Source organism: Paraburkholderia phymatum (assembly GCF_038900715.1).
In the GTDB taxonomy this organism is placed as follows: domain Bacteria; phylum Pseudomonadota; class Gammaproteobacteria; order Burkholderiales; family Burkholderiaceae; genus Paraburkholderia; species Paraburkholderia phymatum_A.
On sequence record NZ_JAYMRZ010000029.1, the window covers coordinates 1 to 19,831 of the forward strand.

The window sequence follows — 19,831 nt, forward strand, 5'->3', positions numbered from 1 at the left end:
CAACCCGCGAATATCAGTGTGATCCACCGTCGAGATTTACTGCTACGTCGCTCTCAGGAAATTCACATGACGTCTACACGACAACCTGAAAACCGATCCCATTGACACGTGAAGTCATATCAGTCCGTGTATCGCGCCGATCGCCGTACTTATGAATTGACTGGCAGACTTCGATAAAGATTGCGAAACTGGCAAGGCTTTCCCTGCAACGGCAACAGGAGAATCGAAATGACCGATGCCTACCGTAGCAAAGGGCTGTCCAGTGCAGTTTCGTATCAGGACCCGAAGGCCGCTTTTCGCTGGCTCGAAGCCGCATTCGGATTCGAGCCGCTGTTCGTGATCCTCGACAGTGACGGCAATCTTGCCCACTCCGAAATGTCATATGGCGATTCCGTCGTGATGGTCGGCAGCGAGTGGAGCGACGACCATAAGAGCCCGCGCTCGGTCGGCGGCAAGAACACGCAGTCCGTGCATGTGCAACTCGCCGAAGGCGAAGACATCGACGCTCATTGCGCCCATGCGCGCGCGGCGGGCGCGACGATCCTGGCGGAACCGCAAACGCAGTTCTATGGCGACCGGACCTATCGTGCACAGGACCCGGAGGGCCACATCTGGACCTTCGGCGTCACCGTGCAAAAGATGACGCCTGAAGATTGGGACAAGGCGAGCGGGTTCACCACGCGGACCCGGCTCGATTGAGCGCCTTGATCCAATCGATGCCTGTGTGCACGAGCCGCGGCATGGCGTGTACCGCGCAAAAGGCTTTGCATCGCTGAACGAATTCACTTGCGCTTATCCGCGATAACGATAGCGCTCGATATTATTTGCGCGGCCGCAAGCGCCTCTCTACGATCGGGTGATCTTAATTTCGATTATCTCTGATCCTATGAGAACAACGAAGACGCTCAAGGCCGCGCTCCTTTCCCTTCTTCTGACTTGCGGCATCGTGAGCGCGCAACTGGCGCTCGCGGCCGGTCAGACTGTGCGTATCGGCATCATGTCCGGCGAGGACGAGGACGTCTGGCGCGCGGCCGCAGCCAACGCGGCGAAGCATGGCATCACCGTCAAGGTCACGACGTTCTCCGATTACACGCAGCCGAACGAAGCGCTCGCGCAGCACGATCTCGATGCCAATTCGTTTCAGCACAAGCCCTATCTCGATGCGCAGATCGCAGCGCGCCACTATGACATCGTGCCCGTAGGCTTTACCTACGTGCAGCCGATCGGCCTCTACTCGCGCAAGGTGAAATCGGTCGCCGCGCTGCCGCAGAATGCGACGATCGGCGTGCCGAACGATCCGAGCAACGAAGGCCGCGCGCTTCTGCTGTTGCAGGCGAACGGGCTTATCAAGCTGCGCGCCGACGTCGGCCTGCTGCCGACGGCTCGCGACATCGCGGACAACCCGAAGCACATCCAGATCAAGGAGCTCGACGCGGGCATCGTCGGCCGCGCGATCGGCGATCTGGACGCGGCTGTCGTCAACACCGACTGGGCGATCAAGGCCGGCATCCGGATTCCGCAGGAACGCATCGCGCAAGAGAAAGTGCCGGGCAATCCGTATCGCAACTTCATCGCGGTCAACTCGAAAGATGCGAACGCGCCCTGGGTGAAGACGCTCGTCGACAGCTATCAGCAGGCCAACGTCGCTTCGACGATCCTCGCCGTCTATCACGGCGCGACGCTGCCGGCATGGGAGGGCGCGCCGCAGCACTGACGCTGCGCGCGGCGCGAGCGGCACATGCGGCACAAGCGGCACAAGCGGCACATGCGGCGCCGCGCACTCACTAAACACTCGAATGAAGGTCGCGGGGCGCACTTCGAGTCGCGTGCCCCGCGACAGAAGACCGTGCCTGTTCCCGACGACTCGCCCTCTCCTTTCGTTCCGTCCTTTTGCCATGTCCACGATCAACACGTCGCGCGATCGACGCGCGTTCCTGAAACTTTCGCTCGGTGCCGTTGCGGCAGCGGCCTCGACTGCCGTCGTCCCCGTTTCGTCGCTCCAGGCAGCGACGCCGCGCACGCTGCGCATCGGCAATCAGAAGGGTTATCTGAATCTGCTCAAGGGTCGCGGCACGCTCGAAAAGCGGCTCGCTCCGCTCAACGTATCGGTGAGCTGGACGGAGTTCGCGGCGGGCCCCGTGCAACTGGAAGCGCTGAATGTCGGCTCGATCGATTTCGGCGACGTCGGCGAAGCGCCGCCGATCTTCGCGCAGGCAGCGGGTGCGCCCCTGGCGTATGTCGCGGCGACGGTCACGCGGCCGCAATCCGAAGCCGTGCTCGTGCCGCCGCAATCGACGATTCGCTCGGTAGCGGACCTGAAGGGAAAAAGAATTGCGCTCAACAAGGGCAGCAACGTCCACTACTTTCTGGTGAAGCTGTTGCGTCAGCATGGCCTGCAATACAGCGACGTCAAGCTGGTCTTTCTCGCGCCCGCCGATGCACGGGCCGCATTCGAGCGGGCGTCCATCGACGCGTGGGTCATCTGGGACCCGTTCTTCGCGGCAGCGGAGAAATCGCTGGGCGCGCGCGTGATCGCGGATGCGAGCGGCGTGGTGGGCAATCGCGCGTACTACTTTTCGTCGCAGACGTATGCAGCGAAAAATCCCGACGTGATCCGGATTCTGATCGACGAACTCGACAAGGTCGATCAGTGGGGCAAGCAGAACAAGGATCGACTGGCGAGCGAACTGGCGCAGCTATGGGGCTTGCCCAAGCCCGTAGTCGATGAAGCCGTGGGCCGCCAGCAGTTCGGCACGCAGCCGATTACCCGCGCGATCCTCGGCGAGCAGCAACAGATCGCGGATACGTTCCTCGATCTCGGCCTGATTCCGAAGCACGTCGACGTGCTGAAAGCGGCGCCGCCGAATCTCGCATAGCGCACACACCGACCGCGTCACACGCAATCTACGCAGAGCTTGCCCGTCTTTCTCCCGAGCCGGGAAGCGCGCGTTGCGCGGCGAGCCCGGGCGAAGCGAACATATCGACCAGTTGATCGCGCAACCAGCGATGCGCGGGCACCGTCTCGTTGCGCTGATGCCAGAACAGGCTGATCACGCGATCGGGTGCCTCGAGCGGCGCGCGCACGCTCACGAGTTCGCCGTCGCCGCTGCGTTCGCACAGATCGCGCGGCAACACGGCGATCAGATCGCTTGCGCGGATGATCTCGCACGCAACCGTGTAATGGTTGACCGTCGCGACGAGGTTGCGCTTCAGTCCGCGCGACGCAAGAAAGCTGTCGAATGACGGTTGCGTCTGTCCCGCGAGACTGATGTCGACATGGCTTGCATTCAGAAAGCGCCGCGTGGTCAGCCGGCCGGGCGCCGCAAGCGGATGGCCGCGCCGCATCAGGCACGCGTAGTCCACCGTCCAGAGCGAGCGCGAGCGGATGTGCGCGGGCGGCAGCGTCTCGTTCACGTAGACGCCGATCACGCAGTCGACACGATTGCCTTCGAGCAGCGCCGGCGCATCGAGCAGGATGTTCGGCACGGTGTGCCATTGCAGGCTCGGCGCGCTTTCGCTGAACCGCTCGATCAGGCGCGGCATCACGATGCCCGCGACGTAATCCGACATCGACAGGCTGAAGCTGACCTGCGCGTTACGCGGCGAGAACGTCTCCTCGTCGAGCGCGGCGCGAATGCGGCTCAGCGAGTCGCCGACAGGCCCCCACAGCGCCATCGCGCGTTGTGTCGGCGTGACGCCCGCGCCGTTGCGCACGAAGAGCGGATCGTCGAACGCCTCGCGCAGGCGGCTCAACGCATTGCTGACGGCGGGCTGCGTGAGCGACAGCTTGGTGGCGGCCCGCGTCACCGCGCCTTCCGTCATCAAGGCTTCGAATACTTTCAGCAGGTTCAGATCGAGCGAGCGGAAGCTCATTCCCGTCCATTCACGAGGTCAATGTACGAGATCAAGAATATAAATATTTGTGACGTTCGACAAGCCATAGAATCGGCCTCAAATCGGCCTCAACCAGAAGGGGCCGTGCGCACGCAAACCTCGCACGTGCCCACTCCGTCAGGCCGAGCGACTATCGAGCGACTATCGCGACTACAGGAGCACACCCGTGTCGAACGTCACCGTGTCAAATGTTTCCGCACGCATCGAGCGCCTTCCGTTTGGACGCTTTCACGGACACCTGCTGCTTATGGGCGGCCTCGGCTATGCGTTCGACGCGATGGATGCCGCCGCCGTCGCCTTCGTGCTGCCCGTGCTGCGCCACGACTGGAGCCTGTCCAGCGTGCAGACGGGCGTGCTCGGCAGCGGCAACTTCATCGGCTTCTTTTTCGGCGCGCTGCTTGCGGGCACGCTCGGCGATCTGATCGGCCGACGCAAGGTGATGATGTCGGCGCTGCTGATCTATTGCGTTGCGTCCGTCGTCAGCGCGATGACCGATTCGTGGCCGACGTTTCTCGCCGCGCGGATCGTGGCCGGCATGGGAACGGGCGCCGAGAGCGCGATCATCGCACCCTATCTCGCCGAGTTCGTGGCGAAGCGGTATCGGGGCATCTTCACGGGCGCGCTGGCCGGATTCTTTTCATTCGGCTTCGTGGCCGCCGCGCTGCTCGGATACTTCATCGTGCCGGCGTTCGACGCGGGCTGGCGCGTCGTGCTTCTCATCACCGCCGTGCCGATCCTGATGTTGCTCTGGTGGCGCCGCGCATTGCCCGAGTCGCCTCGCTGGCTCGAAAGCCGCGGGCATACGGATGAAGCGGTGCGTGTGCTCGATCACATCGAAGCCGGTTTCGCCGCGCGCGGCATCGACTTGCCGGAGCCCGAGCCGGAGGGTCCGCGCGGCGAGCCTTCGATGTCGACGGGCACGCTGTCCGCGAATTTCCGCGTGTTGTGGACGGGACGCCAGGCGCGCATCACGACGATGACATGGCTGATGTGGCTGTCGATCACGTTCAGCTACTACGCGTTCTTCACGTGGATTCCCGGCCTGCTCGTCCAGCATGGGATGAGCATCACGCGCAGCTTCGGCTATTCGGTCGCGATGTATGTCGCGCAGGTGCCCGGCTACTTCAGCGCGTCGTGGTTCAACGAACGCATCGGACGGCAGGCGACGATCGCGTCGTACATGCTGTTCGGCTGCGCGTGCGCATTGGGCATGGCGTTCGCCGGCACCAACGGCGAGATCATGGCAGCGGGCATCGGCCTGTCGTTCTTCATGAACGGCACGTATGCGGGCGTCTATGCGTACACGGCCGAAGTGTTTCCGACAGCCGTGCGCACGACGGGCGCGGGAACGGCGTCGGCAATCGGGCGGATCGGCGCGATCGTGTCGCCGATTCTCGTCGGCTATCTGTATCCGAAGTTCGGATTCGCGGGCGTGTTCGGCGTGACGACCGTCGTCCTGCTGCTCGGCGCGATTTCCGTGGTGATGATGGGCGTGCCGACACGCGGACGCTCGCTCGAAGACATCGCCGCAGGGGAAGCGGTATGAACGACGCCGCACGCGAACGCGGATTGCAACCTTTCTTCGCGCTGGCTCATGCGCAGATGCACGCTGATCAACCGGCCACGCTCTATCGCGCGCTCGACACTGTCCTCGGCGAAACGATCGGGCACACGCTCTTCACGATCTTGCGCTACGACGCGACGACGAACGAATCGGCGCGCGTCTACAGCAACCTGCCGAACGAATATCCGACGGCAGCAAAAAAGCCGCTCGCGGGCGGCCGCTGGGCCGATACGGTGCTGACGCGCGGCGACGCGTTCATCGGCAGCACGGCAGAAGATCTGCGAGCGGTGTTTCCCGATCACGAGCTGATCGCGTCGCTCGGTTGCGAAAGCGTGCTGAACGTGCCCGTGCGATGGAAGGGGCGCACGCTCGCGTCGCTGAACCTGTTGCATACGCGAGCCTGGTATCGGGACGATCATGTACCGGTCGCGCAGTCGCTCGCGCAGTTCGCGCTGCCCGCGCTGCTCGACGACGTTTGACAACGACGCGTGCGGCCGGCAGCGGATCGAATCATCGACGCAACGCATTGAAGCAACGCGTCGACGCAACCCATTGAAGCAACCCATTGAAGCAACCCAAAGGGGAAACGAATGGAAAGCATCCTGTTCACGAACGCAAACGTGCTCGATGTCGAGCGCGGCGAACTGCGCGAAGCGCATCACGTGCTGGTCGAAAACGGCCTCATCAAGGAAGTGTCCGACAGGCCTTTGAAAAGCGCGGCCGCACGCGAGATCGATTTGCGCGGCAAGACGCTGATGCCGGGACTGATCGATCTGCATGTGCATGTGGTGGCCGTACAGCTGAATCTCGCGCAGCAGGTGCACATGCCGAATGTGCTCGTCACGCTGCGCTCGGTGCCCATCATGCGTTCGATGCTGCGGCGCGGATTCACGACCGTGCGCGACGCGGGCGGCGCAGGGTATCCGCACAAGCAGGCCGTGGAAAGCGGGCTGGCCGTCGGTCCGCGTCTCTTCGTTGCGGGGCGCGCGCTCAGCCAGACGGGCGGCCACGGCGACATGCGCGCGCGTTCCGATTATCTCGGCGACAGCGCGCCGTGCGGCTGCTGCGTGCGGGTGGGCGCGCTCGCTCGCGTCGCGGATGGCGTCGACGCCGTGCGCCGCGCCGCGCGCGAAGAATTGCAGATGGGCGCGGACCATCTGAAGATCATGGCCTCGGGCGGCGTCGCATCGCCGACAGACCCCGTCGGCGCATTCGGCTATGCGGAAGACGAAGTGCGCGCGATCGTCGAAGAAGCGCGCGCTCGTCATACCTACGTGATGGCGCACGCGTACACGGCGGAGGCGATTGCGCGCGTCGTGCGCTGGGGCGTGCGCACGATCGAGCACGGCAATCTGATCGACGCGCCCACGGCGAGACTGATGGCCGAGATGGATGCCTATGTCGTGCCGACGCTCGTCACCTACGAAGCGCTGGCCTCCGAGGGCGCGCAATACGGTCTCGAAGCGGAGAGCGTCGCGAAGATCGCCGACGTGCGCGAAGCGGGATTGCGTTCGCTCGAAATCTATCGCGATGCGGGCGTGAAAATGGGCTTCGGCTCGGATCTGCTGGGGCCGTCGCAACGCCTGCAAAGCGATGAGTTCCGCATTCGCGCCGAGGTGCTCGGCAATGCGGCGACGCTCGCCTGCGCGACGACCACGGCCGCCGAAGTGCTCGGCTTGCCGGAGAAGCTAGGACGCATCGCGCCTGATGCCTGGGCGGACCTGATCGTCGTGGATGGCGACCCGCTTCGCGACATCTCGTGTCTGCTCGGGCAAGGCGAACGTATTCCGCTCGTGATGAAGGGCGGCGCGATCAAGTTCGGCGAGTTGTGAGCGCGGTTTGATTATGTGTCCCGCTTCCCGACGATGCTATGTCGTCTGCGAAAGCCATCGAGCATCGACATTCGCCTCGCGCCCCACGCGCAACAGATCGCTCACGGTGTCCTCAGGCAACATGCGCGCGTTGAACTGCGCGAGCGGCTGAAACGCGTCGCCTCCTGGCGAACGGGCGCGGCGGGAACAGGAGCAATCAAAGCTCCAGCACCAGATCGGAGGTAGGACGGCTGCAGCACAACAGACGGAAACCCTTCTGTACCTCTCTGTCGCGAATCCCGCCGTTGTGTTTCATATCCACCGTTCCTTCGAGTACTTTGGTCTTGCACGTGCCGCATACGCCCTGGCTGCACGATGAAGCAATTGCAACGCCCGCTTTTTTCGCGGCGGAAAGCACTGTTTCGGATGGATCGATCGTGAACGTCTTCGACGAGCGGGAAAGCTTGACCGTGAAGATTTCCTGAGCCGCATCGCTCTTCCGCGATACGGGTTCTGCCGCTGCGCCCGCTGAAATATCGAAGCTTTCCTGGTGATAACGAGCGGGGTCATGTCCGCCTTCGCGAAGCAAATCCCTGACCGCCGACATGTAGCCGCCGGGACCACACGTGAATACCTCGCGGTCTGCGTAATCGGGCAGCCACTTCGACAGAAGCGCGAGACTCAGCCTGCCCGTCGCGCCGGCCCAATCGCTTTCATCGCCGACGCCTTCGCATACGAAGAACAGCTTCAGTCGCGGCGACAGTTTCGCCAGCCTTTGCAGTTCGTCGCGAAAGACGATATCGGCGGGCGTCCTCGCGCTGTGCACGAATGCGATGTCCCGATCGAGACCGAGGTCGACGCTTGCGCGGGTCATCGACATCAACGGTGTCACGCCCGAACCCGCCGACAGATAGAGCGACTTCGGTGCAGCAGAAGCTGTGGACGTGAAGGTTCCAGACGGACCGTATGCTCGCAACCGGCTTCCCGGCTTCATGTTGTCGTGAAGCCAGTTCGACATGACGCCGCCAGGAACCCGCTTGACGGTAATGGACACCAGGTACGGACGCGTCGGCGGCGAAGAAATCGTGTAGCAGCGTTCGACCGCTTGGCCCTGCACATTCGCCGACACCGTCATGAACTGTCCCGGCTCGAAGCGCACAGGCAAGCCATCGTCCGTGCGGAACTCGAAGCTCTTGACGTCGTGAGTTTCGTCGATGACACGGCAACACGTCAGCGTCTGCTGCTCACTACTCGGCCATTGCCGCGCGCCATTCTCCCAGGTCGCGGCGTCGGTGAGTCGGTCCGCAGCGTCTGGCGCGCGGTCGAACATTCTTTCTACGCAATTCATGGCGGTCGCTCTGCTCAGATTCCATGTGCATTCAATCGCGCGGCGTACCAGCGCGAAAACTGATCGACGTACGCTTCAGTGAACGGCGAGAACACGCCCGGCGCATAGGCGGGATCTTGCGTACCTTCGTGCGTGATTTCGACGAGATGTTTGTCCTGCGTGTTGGTCGCAATCCAGACTTCAGTCAGATCCTTGACGTCGTAATCGACGCCTTCGACTGCATCCGCATGAACGAGCCACTTGGAGCGCACCAGTGTCTTGTCGGGCCCGAGCGGAACGATGTAGCTGATGACCGCGTGGTCGCTCATGACGTGCGTCCATGAATTGTGCGTCCACAGGTGCTGATCGCCGAGATCACGTCGCGTGATATTGCCGAACAGCTTCGTGCTCGCGACCTTGGTGCTGATGGTCTGCGACTCGCCCTCGCCGGCGATCACCAGTTGCTGCGTGCGGAACTGTGTGACCGCATCTTCGTCGAGCCACTCGACGGTTTCGCCAATGAACCCATCGCGCTCCCAACTAGCCTGGCACGTCGCGTTGCGCACCTTGTAGTCTTCGAGCGCGCGAAGCGATTCGTCGCTGAGGTTCTCCGGACAGAAGCCGAAGTCTTCCGGCAAGAATGACGCCGTCAGTTCCGGATGTGTGCCCTGGCAGTGGTAGCACTCGCGGTTGTTCTCAATGACGAGCTTCCAGTTGCCGTTCTCGATGATTTCCTGCTCGAAGGCAATCTTCGTGTTTTGCAGGTCATACGGCGCGAAACGCGGCGTCATTGTCTCTTCGAGTCTGGAAATGTCCGCGGGCGCGTTCTCGTCGAGACACACGAAGATGTGCGTGCCGATGATTTTCGTGTGCACGGGAATCAGACTGCGGCACGCCGGGTCGAAATCCTTTCCCATGTGCGTCGTGTGACGCAAGCTTCCGTCGAGGTCGTAGGTCCATTGGTGGTACGGGCAAACGAGCATCCCCACAGTCGACTTCCCAGCTTCCTTGAGCCGCGCGCCGCGATGGCGACAGACGTTGCGATAGGTCCGGATGTTCTCGTCGTCATCGCGAACGATGATGATGGAAGCCTTGCCGATGTCGACGGTCGAAACGTCACCCGGTTCTGGCACATCCGCCGTGACCCCGACCAGAATCCAGTGCTTGTGGAAGAACACGTCGACGTCCGTTTCGAAAACGTCCTGGCGGCCAAACAGCTCGCCGGACATGCCGTGGCCAGGCTGACGGCTTCGAATCAGTTCGCCATGAGTCTTGAGTTGCACTTCGGACATCGTCGTTCTCCAATGTTCAGGGGTTCGGGACTTCGATTGTTCCCGCTATGACCCGAGTATTGGATTGACGAAAAAGAGCGTCAATGCGCTTTATTTTCGGTCTGGCATTACTTTGGATTATGCGAGAGCCGGACCGTTGCCGTCGGGCGCCGTCGGGCGTTGCAAGCGATTCAGGTCTCGATCGAATCCTGCCGAAGCCAGTCGATGAGACCGTCGATTGCAGGCGTGATCGTGCGTCCGTGCGGCACGACGACGTAATATGAATCGCTCGTCTTGAACGAGGCGACGGGCAGCCGCACGAGTTCGCCCGTTTCGAGCAGATCGTGGACCAGTCTTCCCCAACCGAGGGCAATGCCCTGGCCGTAGCGCGCGGCCTCGATCGCGTCCGTATAAAGGCTGCAGCGTAGCGCAAAGTTCAATCGCACCGGCCTGAAGCCCACGGCCTGAAACCATTCTTCCCACCTCATCCAGCCTTCCGAAGTCGCATCGGATTCGATGAGCGCGGCGTTTGCGATCTCCTGCAACGATTCTGGCGTGCCTCGCGATTTCACCCACTCCGTCGAACAGACGGGGAAAACTTCCTCGTCGAAAAGCAGGGTTGCGGAACCATCACTCCATCGTCCGTTTCCGAATCGAACGGCGACATCGATCTCCTTCGGCCTGAGATCAGCGGTGAACATCTGCGTGGAGATGCGAAGTTGAAGATCCGGTTGGGCCTGCTTTAGCGATGCCAGCCGGGGCAAAAGGCGAAAATGCGAGAACGCAGACGTTGCCGCAAGCACCAGTTCCTGCTGAACCGGCCCGCTCGATAACCGGTCGAACACGCCGGCAATTCTTTGCATCGACTCTGCGACGACGAGATACAAAGCCTCGCCTTCATCCGTGAGTTCGATTGAACGATGCAGGCGATTGAAAAGCCGGGTTCCGAGCGTTTCCTCGAGAACCTTGATCTGCCGGCTGACTGCCGCTTGAGTCACGCCGAGTTCATCGGCGGCCAACGTGAAACTGCGGTGACGTGCGACCGCCTCGAATTCGACGAGCGCAGTCACCGAAGGGATGAGCCGCCGGTATCCCTTGGTCCGCGCAGTGACCGGTTTCATTTGGCTCAGGCGCGCATCGGTTATGAATGGGAAACCAATGTCGACGCTGTGTGAGCCACAACGAGCACGGTACAGCCCTCTTTCGACGACGTACTATGCCGCGAACCGGCCGGGTACGATACGGTGTGTCCGGGCAGGAAATCCGTTCCGTCGTCGTCGGTGAACACGCCATCGAGGATCAGGATCAGTTCGGTCGAGTCGTGCCGATGCTCCAACGAACGCGCGCCGGGTTGCAAACGCATCCAGTAGCTACTCCACGCCCCGTTCTCGTCGTCGGCGACCGGAATCCAGAAAAATCCGGGAAGCACCGTTTCTCCGATTTTCATCGGCCGCCAATCGCGTTCATCGATTGAATACCAACGACGACCATCTTTGACGTGCAAGCCAAAGAAAACCATTTCATCGCGCATGTGCCCGGTTGTCATTTTCTTCAACGTCCAATGTATGAACAAAAAGGGGAAACCTTGCTGCTCGGTCGCTCGCTGGCGCGCCGAAGCGCGAACCGCGTCGCGCTATACATCCGCCAACACTTGCGATTGGCCTTGTGGTCGCGCGACGCGATAGGCGTTCGGTGACTCGCCGAATTCCTTTCTGAACTCGCGGCCAAGATGCGATGCATCGGAGAAGCCGCACGAGGTCGCAATGTCAGCGACAGTACGGTCCGAACTCGTGAGCAGCCACGACGCCATCCGTATCCGGATCTGGCGTGCATATGCCTGAGGTGATTTGCCCGTCTCCGATGTAAAGAGACGCTCGAGCTGCCGAACGGACATCTCGAGACGTCGCGCCAATTCCGCGAGGCTCAATGGCTGGCCAATGTGCTGCTCCATCAACAGGATCGCTCGTCTCACCTTTGGATGTGTCGCGGGTTCGAGTCCCGGCGGGTGTGGCTGCGGAGCATTCCCTTTCTGTGCGTCGTCGACAAGCATGATACGCAGCGCCTTCTGTACGACTGTCGCTTCGAAGTGGCGCAACAGGATGGCCGCAGCCACATCGATCGAAGCCCGCCCACCTGAACACGTGATGCGGCGCCGGTCGATCACGAACAGCCGGTCCGCGACGAGATTGCGTTCATCGACGCCCGGAAAGCGCTCGACAAAGTCCCAGTAGTGGAACCAGCTCACGCACATGCGATACCCATCCATCACTTCGGCTCGCATCAACGCAAATACGCCGGTGCATATTCCGACCAATGTTGCAGACGTTGCCGCTGCGTCATGAATGAACTGAAGCGTCGCTTTGCTTGCGGACGGGCCCGAGTGCAGCAATCCGCCGACGACCACGACGTAATCGAAAGACCCGGCTTCTTCGAACGTTGTCCACGGCGTGACCTGAATTCCACAGCTTGCCCGCACAGGAACAAGCGATTCGCCGACGATGGTCCATGAACAGCGAACCGGTCTGCTCATGTCACCTTCGTCGCTCGCGAGCCTCAGTACATCCACGAAGCCGGAAAATGCTGTCAATGTGAAATTGGGCAACAGCACGATTCCAAAGCGGAGTGGCCGCGTCGTGCCGGCTTTGGGGTTGATGAGGTCGCTAAACATGGGACTGCCTGCACTAACGCCTGAAAAGTCACGCCTGAAAAAGTCGACCAGGATTCCAACGACGAAACTGCTCGCGCTCTCCTAACTGACGTCTATAAAGTTTATTTAGCGGTTTCCGTTTCGGCGCTCCGCCATTCGCGCATCATCGCGCCTACTTCCTCTCCGAGCCATTCACGAAACTGAAGATATTCCGGACGAAGCTTTGCGTTCTTATTCGTTATCAAATAGTGGTGACGGTCGTGAAATTCGAGCACATCTTGCACGGGTCGAATCAATATCCCATGTTCGACCTGACGATGGACAAGATGATGCCAGCCAAGCAACGTTCCCTCTCCCGCTTCCGCCTGCGATACGAGGAGTCGATAGTCGTTGCTCTCCAGATGCTCGTTTTCGACCATCCTTTCGCTGCCATCGCCTTGCTGAAACCAGTTTCGCCACACGGACCAGTCGACATGCTCGCAAATCTGCGCGCGCCCCAACAACGAGAGGTTCAACGTCGCGTGCGATAGAAGGTCCAAGGGCTTCACCGACCTGCCGTGAAAGTGGCGCTCATAAAAAGACTGGCTGCACACGGGATACACGACATCGTGAAAGAGAGGCTCAACTTCGTACTCCGGCTCGCGCGGTGGATTCTTCGTGATGATGATGTCGGGTTCCATGAGATCGTCGAGCTCCATGAAATGCTCCGTCACCATCACATGCAATCGAATATCGGGGAAACGCTTGCGGAACGCGGGCAGCCTGAACGATAGCCATAGCGCCGAGAAAGTATGCGAGACACAAATCGTCAGCGCATGCCTGTCGGTCCGACGCACCGCTTGAGCCGCCTCGGCGATGTTCATGATCGACAGATAGGACGCGTTGTACAGAATGCGCCCCGCGTCGGTGAGCGCGATGTGCCGCCCTGTCCGCTCAAACAGCGCGACTTCCAGCGAATCCTCAAGCTCCTTGATTTGTCGGCTGATTGCCGCCTGCGTGACACACAGCACTTCTGCGGCTTGCGTAAAACTCTCGTACCGCGCAGCCGTGACGAAGCATTTCAGCGCCCGTAGCGACGGCATTTGAGCGAGTAATCGGTCGGCAAACACCTGTTTCTTTTGCATGGCTTTCACCTGTGAAGCGGAAGCGCCCGGGTGGCCCGAAGACGACCCGGTCAACGCTGCGCACAGCCCCGTGACAATGCGTAGACCGCGCGCCCGAGCCGGATAGCTCGCGCGCAAAAATAGTGTGCGAGTCTTCGAGTTAACTGACAAGGGCAGATCACCTTCCGCCCTTTTATATTACTCTTCGTGGCCGGCTGTTATGCGGCCCCTCGAACTCGCTTCAGCACGCCATCAAGTGCGTCTTTGTACAGTCCGTATGCACCTCGACGAGAAAGCTCGGTGTGCATCTGCTCGTTGATCCCGCCCGGTGTCATGCATTGCGTAACCATGACTGAAAACGGTTGTTCTGTGCGTGCTGCGTCATACGCAAGTCCGCCACAGTAGCCAGACAAAAAAGCGCGCGCCGCGGAGTAGTCGAGACCTTGCTGCACGAGCCAGGCCGCCTGGGTTTCGAGAACCGCATAGAAGCTCGCCATCGTCGCCGTCACCGCAGAGAGCGCGTCAAACTTGCGCTCGTCGTCCACTTCCACGGCTTCGCCCAGCGTCGAAAAGATGGCTTTCGCGACCTCATCGACGGGGCAGATTGCCGTACTTCCCTTGCCCTCAGCGACCGCTGGCAGCGGGACTGCGCGCGCGATTCTGTTCACCTGCGGGACCAGGCGGTGAAGCTCGACGAGAGAAACGCCTGCTATGAAGCTGACGATGTGATGACGCGATTCGAATTCCAGTTCGCCCAGAACTTCTGCGGCAATTTGCGGAACGACCGCGAGGCAAACGACATCCGAATTCTCCAGTACCTCCTGGTTACTCGCGCAGACGCGAATCCGTTCGTCCAGTGTCGCGAGTTCCGCAGCGGTATTCGGATTCCGGGGCGACAGCGAAATCCTGTCGAATGGAACGCCGAATCTGCACATGCCCGTCACGACCGCTTTTGTAATGGTCCCCGTTCCGATGAAACCGAGTCGCATGAAACCTCACTTGAATTCGAAGTGCAGCAGTGTCGACCGAAACCACAACAGCCAGGCCTGGCAAGCCTGGCTGTCGGTTGCTTTCGTCCGTTGGATAAAACCTAGTCGAGTTTCAGCCAGGTCGTCTTCAGTTCGCAATACTGGTCGTGCGCATAGACGGACTTGTCCCGGCCACCGAAGCCCGATTGCCCGAAGCCGCCGAACGGCGTCGACAGGTCGCCTTCGCCGAAGCAGTTCACCGTCACAGTACCCGCGCGGATACGGGCAGCGATCTTGTGCGCGTTGTTGACGTTGTCGGTCCAAAGCGATGCGGCCAACCCGTAGCACGTATCGTTGGCAATGCGGACCGCTTCGTCGATATCCGCGTATTCGATAAAGCACACGACCGGGCCAAAGACTTCTTCGCGAGCGATGCTCATTTCCGGCGTGACGTTATCGAAGATGGTCGGCTCCACAAACCACCCACCTGTCTCAGTGTGCGTTGCGTTGCCGCCGCACACGACGCGTGCGCCTTCCGACTTCGCTTTCTCGATGTGAGCGAGCACCTTTTCATAGTGCTTCTCTTCGATCAGAGAGCCGAGCTTGACGTCGGGATCGAGCGGGTCGCCCGTTTTCCATCCTTCGAGAACTGCCAGCATCTTTTCGAGCAACTGTGCCTTCGCGGTCGAATGAACCAGGATGCGGGAGCCCGCGCTACAGTTCTCGCCCATATTCCAGAACGCCGCGGCGACCGCCTGCTCGGCGACAGCGTCGAGATTCGCGACGTCCGGCAGCACGACTTGCGGGTTCTTTCCGCCGCATTCCAGCACGACCCGCTTCAGGTTCGTGTCGGCGGAATAGCGAAGGAATCGCTTTCCCGTTTCCGTGGAGCCCGTAAATGCAACAAGGTCGACGTCGGCATGGCGGCCCAACGCCTGGCCTGCGCTTTCGCCAAAGCCCGTCACGACGCTCAAGACGCCTGCGGGCACGCCAGCTTGCGCCGCGAGATCGGCGATACGCAGTGTGGAAAGCGACGTCTGCTCGGCGGGCTTCACGATGACACTATTGCCGACGGAAAGCGCCGGACCGATTTTCCATGCAAGCATGAGCGCCGGAAAGTTCCAGGGAAGCACTGCGCCCACGACCCCAATCGGTTCGCGGGTAATCATGCTCACGACGCTCGCTCCCGATGGCGACAACGCGTCGTAGCGCTTGTCGGTGACTTCCGCGTGCCAGCGAATACATGCTGCCGATTCGGGAATGTCCAGTCCCATGCACTCGCTAATGGGCTTGCCCGCCTCGAGTGCTTCGAGAAGCGCCAGTTCTTCGGCGTTCTCTTCGATCAATTGAGCAAGACGCAATAGCACTGCTTTTCGCTGAGCCGGCGCAGCCTTTGACCACACGCCGGACTCGAATGCATCTCTCGCTGCCGCGACTGCGCGGTCGACATCTTTCGTATCGCACTTTGCGATATCGGCCAGTACCTTTCCCGTCGACGGATTCAGGGTCTGGAACGTCTCGTTCGACGCGGCTGAACATCGTTGCCCGGCGATAAACGCCCGTCCGTCGAGCGACAAGGCTTCTGCTTTCTGTTTCCATTCCTGATAGGTCGTCATGTCCTGTCCTCAAAGATTTAAAGCTCGGCTCCCGCCGAAAATTCCTTCATCCAGATAGCCGCAGTGACAGCGACGTCGGCAATGGGACGAACCGGCAGCGAGCGCGGATGCGGCTGATTCAATAGCTGACGAACGAGGTCGCTGTCATGGCCAAGCGCGTACTCGGCAATGAGCTTCCCCGATGCGGACCCTCTGCTCAGACCGAGACCATTGCATCCGACGGATTCGAAGACACCATCGCTTCGACGCCCGAAAAGCGCCCCATTGTTGACTGAAAGACACAAAGGTCCACCCCATGTGTACTCGAGCTCGACGTCTTTCAGCATCGGAAAGCGCCGGTCAAACGAGCGTTGATGCAGGCTCCTGGCCTTCGCGAGATCGGCTTGCGACACTTCGAGACTGGGGCGAAACGCGAAGTGATTGCGAACGCAGATGCGGTCAGTACTCAGACGCCGTATCGTCGAGCCCATCGGGTCGGCGGGAATCAATGCCCATGATCGCGTGCCGCCCAGCCGGCGCACTTCATCCGGCGTCATCACACGGGTCATCGAGGCAAAGGTGTACACGGGCAACAGGCCGTTCGGATGTCCGCCGAACGTCGCCGCATAGGCATTCGTGCAGCGAATCACGCGCTTCGCCACGATCTTTCCGGCGGCAAAGGTCAAGACCTTGTTTGCTCCCTGGTCCTCGATTCCCTTCACTGCGCTCATCTCGAAGACCTTCACGTTTTCAGGCAGCGCCGCAGCAAGACCGCGCATGAGGGCCGCCGGCTGGACCGTGCTGCACCCAGGCGTGAAGAGCGCACCCTCATAGAAACGCGTGCCAGTGACTTTCGCGATTGCGGCTTCGTCGAGCCATTCAAAGTCTTCGTCGATACGAGCGAGTCCTTCGGCGAAATGCGTCAGTGCCGCGTGGCCCTTCTTGTTCACCGATGCATGAAACTTGCCGTCGTCCCGCCAGTCGCAGTCGATGCCGTGTTGCTTCACCAGCGAACGCACATAGTCGATGCCGTGACGTTGCAGCCGGATATCGGCCTTGTCCGCCTCCACGCTTCGCGAGTAGCTTTCACTGCTGATGTCGTGCGGCAAGTCGATAAAGAATCCGGAATTCCGCCCGGCTGTCGTGCGCCCTATACGGTCCGCCTCGACTAGCGCAATCGATGCATCAGGCGCAAGTTCGGCCAGGCGTCGTGCCGCGCATAGCCCCGTAATGCCACCGCCGACAACGACCCAGTCAAATCGCCGTTCCGACGACACAGTATCGGCGGGGCGCGGCGGGGGCAGACTTTCCCACCATCCGTTCACGCCATCCGGCGCGGGAAAGCGCACGAATTCCAGATTCGAGGTCATGAAAGTTACTGCGCGTTGCGCAACATAGGTTGAACCAGCCTGGCAAACACGCTGCGCTCTTCTTCAGTGAGCGTGCCGAGCGGCGCCCGTGCAACACCGACGGGCATACCCGCCAGCTCACATCCGTATCGAACGTATTGAATGAATTTGCCACTGCGCTCCAGCAGTTCGAGTACAGGCAGCAGTTGCGCCATCAGCTTGCGGCCGGTTTCGAAGTCATTGCGCTTCACGCATGCGTCGAAAAGCGCGGTGTGCGCTTCCGGCAAGAAGTTGGACGCACCGCCGACCCAGCTCTTCGCGCCCCACACGAAGAACTCGAGCGCCTGGTCGTCCATTCCGCAGCTCAGCACCAGCCTGTCGCGGAAGTGCGTCGCAAGATGATGCAGATGCGAGATGTCGCCAGTACTCTCTTTCATTGCGACGAAGTTCGGCCGCTCGAGTAGTTTTTCCAGCACCGTATCGCCGATTTCGGTCCCCGTGCGGGCCGGAAAGTTGTAAAGCATGATCGGCATGTCGAGACTGTCGTCCACTTTCAGCATGTGGCTCAGCAGTTCGTCCTGCGTCGGCTGCGCGTAGTACGGAGCAGCAAGCAATAGTGCAGGGAGTCCGGCGCGCTTTGCCTCTTGCCCTAGGCGAATGACTTCGCTCGTCGTGGTCGCATTGATGCCCGCAGTGATATACGTCTTGCCGCCTGCCGCTTGCGCAACGGTGTTGAACGTGCGGACACGCTCGTCGAAACTCAACGCATAGTATTCGCCCGTGGTGCCGCCGATGCCCAGGCCCGCGACTCGACTCGCGAGATTGGCTGCGTGCTTGCCGAGCAGATCATGGTTAATCTCGCCATCTGCGTTGAATGGCGTAACCAGAGGCGTATGTACTCCCTCGAAGCTCATCGTCGTTCTCTCTTCAATAAAGGTCGCTGCACGTCCTCATCGATTAGACGAGGGCATCCGCATGTGAATAAATCGGAAACTGGTTGCAGAGGTCACGCACACGGCTGCGCACTGCGCGCTCGACGCGTTCGTCGCCACCGGGCTCTCGTTCGAGTGCCGACAGGACCTCGAGAATCATCTGTCCAACCTGCTCGAACTGCTCGGTTCCGAAGCCGCGCGTCGTGCCCGCAGGTGTGCCGAGACGGATTCCCGAAGTGACGGTCGGGTTTTCCGTGTCGAATGGAATACCGTTCTTGTTGCAGGTGATACCCGCGCGCTCCAGTGCCTTTTCAGCCTGCGTACCCGTAAGCCGCTTCGAGCGCAAATCGACCAGCAGCAAGTGGTTATCCGTCCCGCCCGTCACAAGGCTGAGGCCGCCCAATTGCAGCACGTTGCCGAGTGCCTGCGCGTTACGCAGCACGCGATCGATATACGCGGTGAACTCCGGACGAAGTGCCTCACCGAATGCCACTGCTTTGCCCGCGATGACGTGCATCAGCGGACCGCCCTGCAACCCCGGGAATACCGCCGAGTTGATCTTCTTGGCAATGTCGCCGTTATTGGTGAGGATGAATCCGCCGCGCGGTCCGCGAAGCGTCTTATGCGTGGTGGACGTCACCACATCGGCGAATCTGACAGGGTTCTCGTGTCTGCCCGCCGCGATAATTCCCGCGATGTGCGCCATGTCGACCATCAACATCGCGCCGACGCTATCCGCGATATCGCGGAACGCCGCAAAATCCAAAGCACGCGGATAGGCTGAATAACCCGCAATAATGAGCTTCGGACGATGCTCTTCCGCAAGCCGACGCACTTGCTCGTAGTCGATGCGGTAAGTATCGGGACGCACGCCGTATTGAACGGCGTTGAACCACTTGCCCGAAAGCGCGGGACGGGCGCCATGCGTCAGGTGGCCGCCCGCATCGAGGGACATGCCCATCACCGTCTCGCCCGGCTTCACGAGCGCGAGCATCACCGCGCCGTTAGCCTGCGCGCCCGAATGAGGCTGTACGTTGGCGTATTCGGCTTCGAACAGGGCTTTGACGCGATCGATGGCGAGCGCTTCGACTCTGTCCACGTGCTCGCATCCGCCGTAATAGCGCTTCGACGGATAGCCCTCGGCGTACTTGTTGGTCAGCACAGTACCCTGCGCTTCCATCACTGCTGCCGAGACAATGTTTTCGGACGCAATCAATTCGATTTGCGTTTGCTGGCGGCGCAACTCCAATGCAATCTCTGATGCGATAACGGGGTCACGGCTCTGGAGGGTTTCGGCAAAAAAGCGTGAGTTCTCGTTCACGTGTTCACTCCGGATTAAATCGTTTGAAGCATGTCTTGCAAGACCATCT

The 19,831-nt window shown here is 60.8% G+C and carries 19 protein-coding genes; 7 read left to right on the forward strand and 12 right to left on the reverse strand.

Going from position 1 to position 19,831, the window contains the following annotated elements; translation table 11 throughout:
* Nucleotides 1-228: 228 nt before the first annotated feature.
* The 3 genes from VSR68_RS36045 (at nucleotide 229) to VSR68_RS36055 (ending at nucleotide 2,876) form a co-directional block, all read left to right on the forward strand.
* A complete protein-coding gene (locus VSR68_RS36045; protein ID WP_342944306.1) occupies nucleotides 229-699 on the forward strand; it encodes a VOC family protein in 471 nt (156 codons plus the stop codon).
* A 187-nt stretch (nucleotides 700-886) separates the two neighbouring features.
* Nucleotides 887-1,714: a MetQ/NlpA family lipoprotein gene (locus tag VSR68_RS36050; protein WP_342944307.1), complete on the forward strand. Its 828-nt coding sequence runs from the start codon at nucleotides 887-889 to the stop codon at nucleotides 1,712-1,714.
* A gap of 181 nt (nucleotides 1,715-1,895) precedes the next feature.
* Nucleotides 1,896-2,876 carry a sulfonate ABC transporter substrate-binding protein gene (locus VSR68_RS36055; RefSeq protein WP_342944308.1) on the forward strand — a complete coding sequence of 327 codons (981 nt, stop codon included), beginning with the start codon at nucleotides 1,896-1,898 and terminating at the stop codon, nucleotides 2,874-2,876.
* Nucleotides 2,877-2,904: 28 nt separating this feature from the next.
* Here the strand turns inward: VSR68_RS36055 and VSR68_RS36060 are convergent, their stop codons facing one another.
* Nucleotides 2,905-3,873, reverse strand: coding sequence for a LysR family transcriptional regulator (locus VSR68_RS36060; RefSeq protein ID WP_342944309.1), 969 nt, complete (start codon nucleotides 3,871-3,873; stop codon nucleotides 2,905-2,907).
* Between the two features lie 202 nt (nucleotides 3,874-4,075).
* Between VSR68_RS36060 and VSR68_RS36065 the strand changes: the two genes are divergently transcribed.
* From VSR68_RS36065 to VSR68_RS36075, 3 genes are all read left to right on the forward strand, one after another.
* Nucleotides 4,076-5,440 (forward strand): MFS transporter, encoded by a 1,365-nt coding sequence (locus tag VSR68_RS36065; RefSeq protein ID WP_342944394.1) that lies wholly within the window; start codon nucleotides 4,076-4,078, stop codon nucleotides 5,438-5,440.
* Nucleotides 5,437-5,937 carry a GAF domain-containing protein gene (locus VSR68_RS36070; RefSeq protein WP_342944310.1) on the forward strand — a complete coding sequence of 167 codons (501 nt, stop codon included), beginning with the start codon at nucleotides 5,437-5,439 and terminating at the stop codon, nucleotides 5,935-5,937. Before VSR68_RS36065 ends, VSR68_RS36070 begins: the two co-directional genes overlap by 4 nt.
* 111 nt (nucleotides 5,938-6,048) lie before the next feature.
* The gene (locus tag VSR68_RS36075) at nucleotides 6,049-7,290 is read left to right on the forward strand and encodes an amidohydrolase family protein (protein WP_342944311.1); all 1,242 of its coding nucleotides are present in this window, start codon (nucleotides 6,049-6,051) and stop codon (nucleotides 7,288-7,290) included.
* 196 nt (nucleotides 7,291-7,486) lie between these two features.
* On the opposite strand, the gene VSR68_RS36080 is transcribed toward VSR68_RS36075, so the two are convergent.
* From VSR68_RS36080 to VSR68_RS36090, 3 genes are all read right to left on the reverse strand, one after another.
* Entirely contained in the window at nucleotides 7,487-8,617 is a 1,131-nt protein-coding gene (locus VSR68_RS36080; RefSeq protein WP_342944312.1) for a hybrid-cluster NAD(P)-dependent oxidoreductase, read from the reverse strand.
* 14 nt (nucleotides 8,618-8,631) lie between these two features.
* Nucleotides 8,632-9,888, reverse strand: a complete 1,257-nt coding sequence (locus VSR68_RS36085; RefSeq protein WP_342944313.1) for an aromatic ring-hydroxylating dioxygenase subunit alpha — start codon at nucleotides 9,886-9,888, stop codon at nucleotides 8,632-8,634.
* A 170-nt stretch (nucleotides 9,889-10,058) separates the two neighbouring features.
* Nucleotides 10,059-10,886 (reverse strand): LysR substrate-binding domain-containing protein, encoded by an 828-nt coding sequence (locus VSR68_RS36090; protein WP_342944395.1) that lies wholly within the window; start codon nucleotides 10,884-10,886, stop codon nucleotides 10,059-10,061.
* Here VSR68_RS36090 and VSR68_RS36095 point away from each other — a divergent pair.
* Nucleotides 10,788-11,042 (forward strand): hypothetical protein, encoded by a 255-nt coding sequence (locus VSR68_RS36095; protein WP_342944401.1) that lies wholly within the window; start codon nucleotides 10,788-10,790, stop codon nucleotides 11,040-11,042. The two genes, VSR68_RS36090 and VSR68_RS36095, sit on opposite strands and share 99 nt — an antisense overlap.
* Here the strand turns inward: VSR68_RS36095 and VSR68_RS36100 are convergent.
* From VSR68_RS36100 to glyA, 8 genes are all read right to left on the reverse strand, one after another.
* Nucleotides 11,009-11,398, reverse strand: a complete 390-nt coding sequence (locus VSR68_RS36100; protein ID WP_342944314.1) for a cupin domain-containing protein — start codon at nucleotides 11,396-11,398, stop codon at nucleotides 11,009-11,011. The two genes, VSR68_RS36095 and VSR68_RS36100, sit on opposite strands and share 34 nt — an antisense overlap.
* 102 nt (nucleotides 11,399-11,500) lie before the next feature.
* Nucleotides 11,501-12,535, reverse strand: a complete 1,035-nt coding sequence (locus tag VSR68_RS36105) for a GlxA family transcriptional regulator (protein WP_342944315.1) — start codon at nucleotides 12,533-12,535, stop codon at nucleotides 11,501-11,503.
* A gap of 101 nt (nucleotides 12,536-12,636) precedes the next feature.
* Entirely contained in the window at nucleotides 12,637-13,638 is a 1,002-nt protein-coding gene (locus VSR68_RS36110) for a LysR substrate-binding domain-containing protein (RefSeq protein WP_342944316.1), read from the reverse strand.
* A 197-nt stretch (nucleotides 13,639-13,835) separates the two neighbouring features.
* Nucleotides 13,836-14,606, reverse strand: a complete 771-nt coding sequence (locus VSR68_RS36115; RefSeq protein ID WP_342944317.1) for a pyrroline-5-carboxylate reductase — start codon at nucleotides 14,604-14,606, stop codon at nucleotides 13,836-13,838.
* 101 nt (nucleotides 14,607-14,707) lie between these two features.
* Nucleotides 14,708-16,201 carry an aldehyde dehydrogenase gene (locus VSR68_RS36120; protein WP_342944318.1) on the reverse strand — a complete coding sequence of 498 codons (1,494 nt, stop codon included), beginning with the start codon at nucleotides 16,199-16,201 and terminating at the stop codon, nucleotides 14,708-14,710.
* A gap of 17 nt (nucleotides 16,202-16,218) precedes the next feature.
* The gene (locus VSR68_RS36125) at nucleotides 16,219-17,550 is read right to left on the reverse strand and encodes an FAD-binding oxidoreductase (protein WP_342944319.1); all 1,332 of its coding nucleotides are present in this window, start codon (nucleotides 17,548-17,550) and stop codon (nucleotides 16,219-16,221) included.
* A 5-nt stretch (nucleotides 17,551-17,555) separates the two neighbouring features.
* Complete coding sequence (locus VSR68_RS36130; RefSeq protein ID WP_342944320.1) at nucleotides 17,556-18,443, reverse strand: dihydrodipicolinate synthase family protein; 888 nt, start codon at nucleotides 18,441-18,443, stop codon at nucleotides 17,556-17,558.
* Nucleotides 18,444-18,486: 43 nt separating this feature from the next.
* Nucleotides 18,487-19,782, reverse strand: coding sequence for a serine hydroxymethyltransferase (gene glyA, locus VSR68_RS36135; protein WP_342944321.1), 1,296 nt, complete (start codon nucleotides 19,780-19,782; stop codon nucleotides 18,487-18,489).
* Nucleotides 19,783-19,831 lie beyond the last annotated feature (49 nt).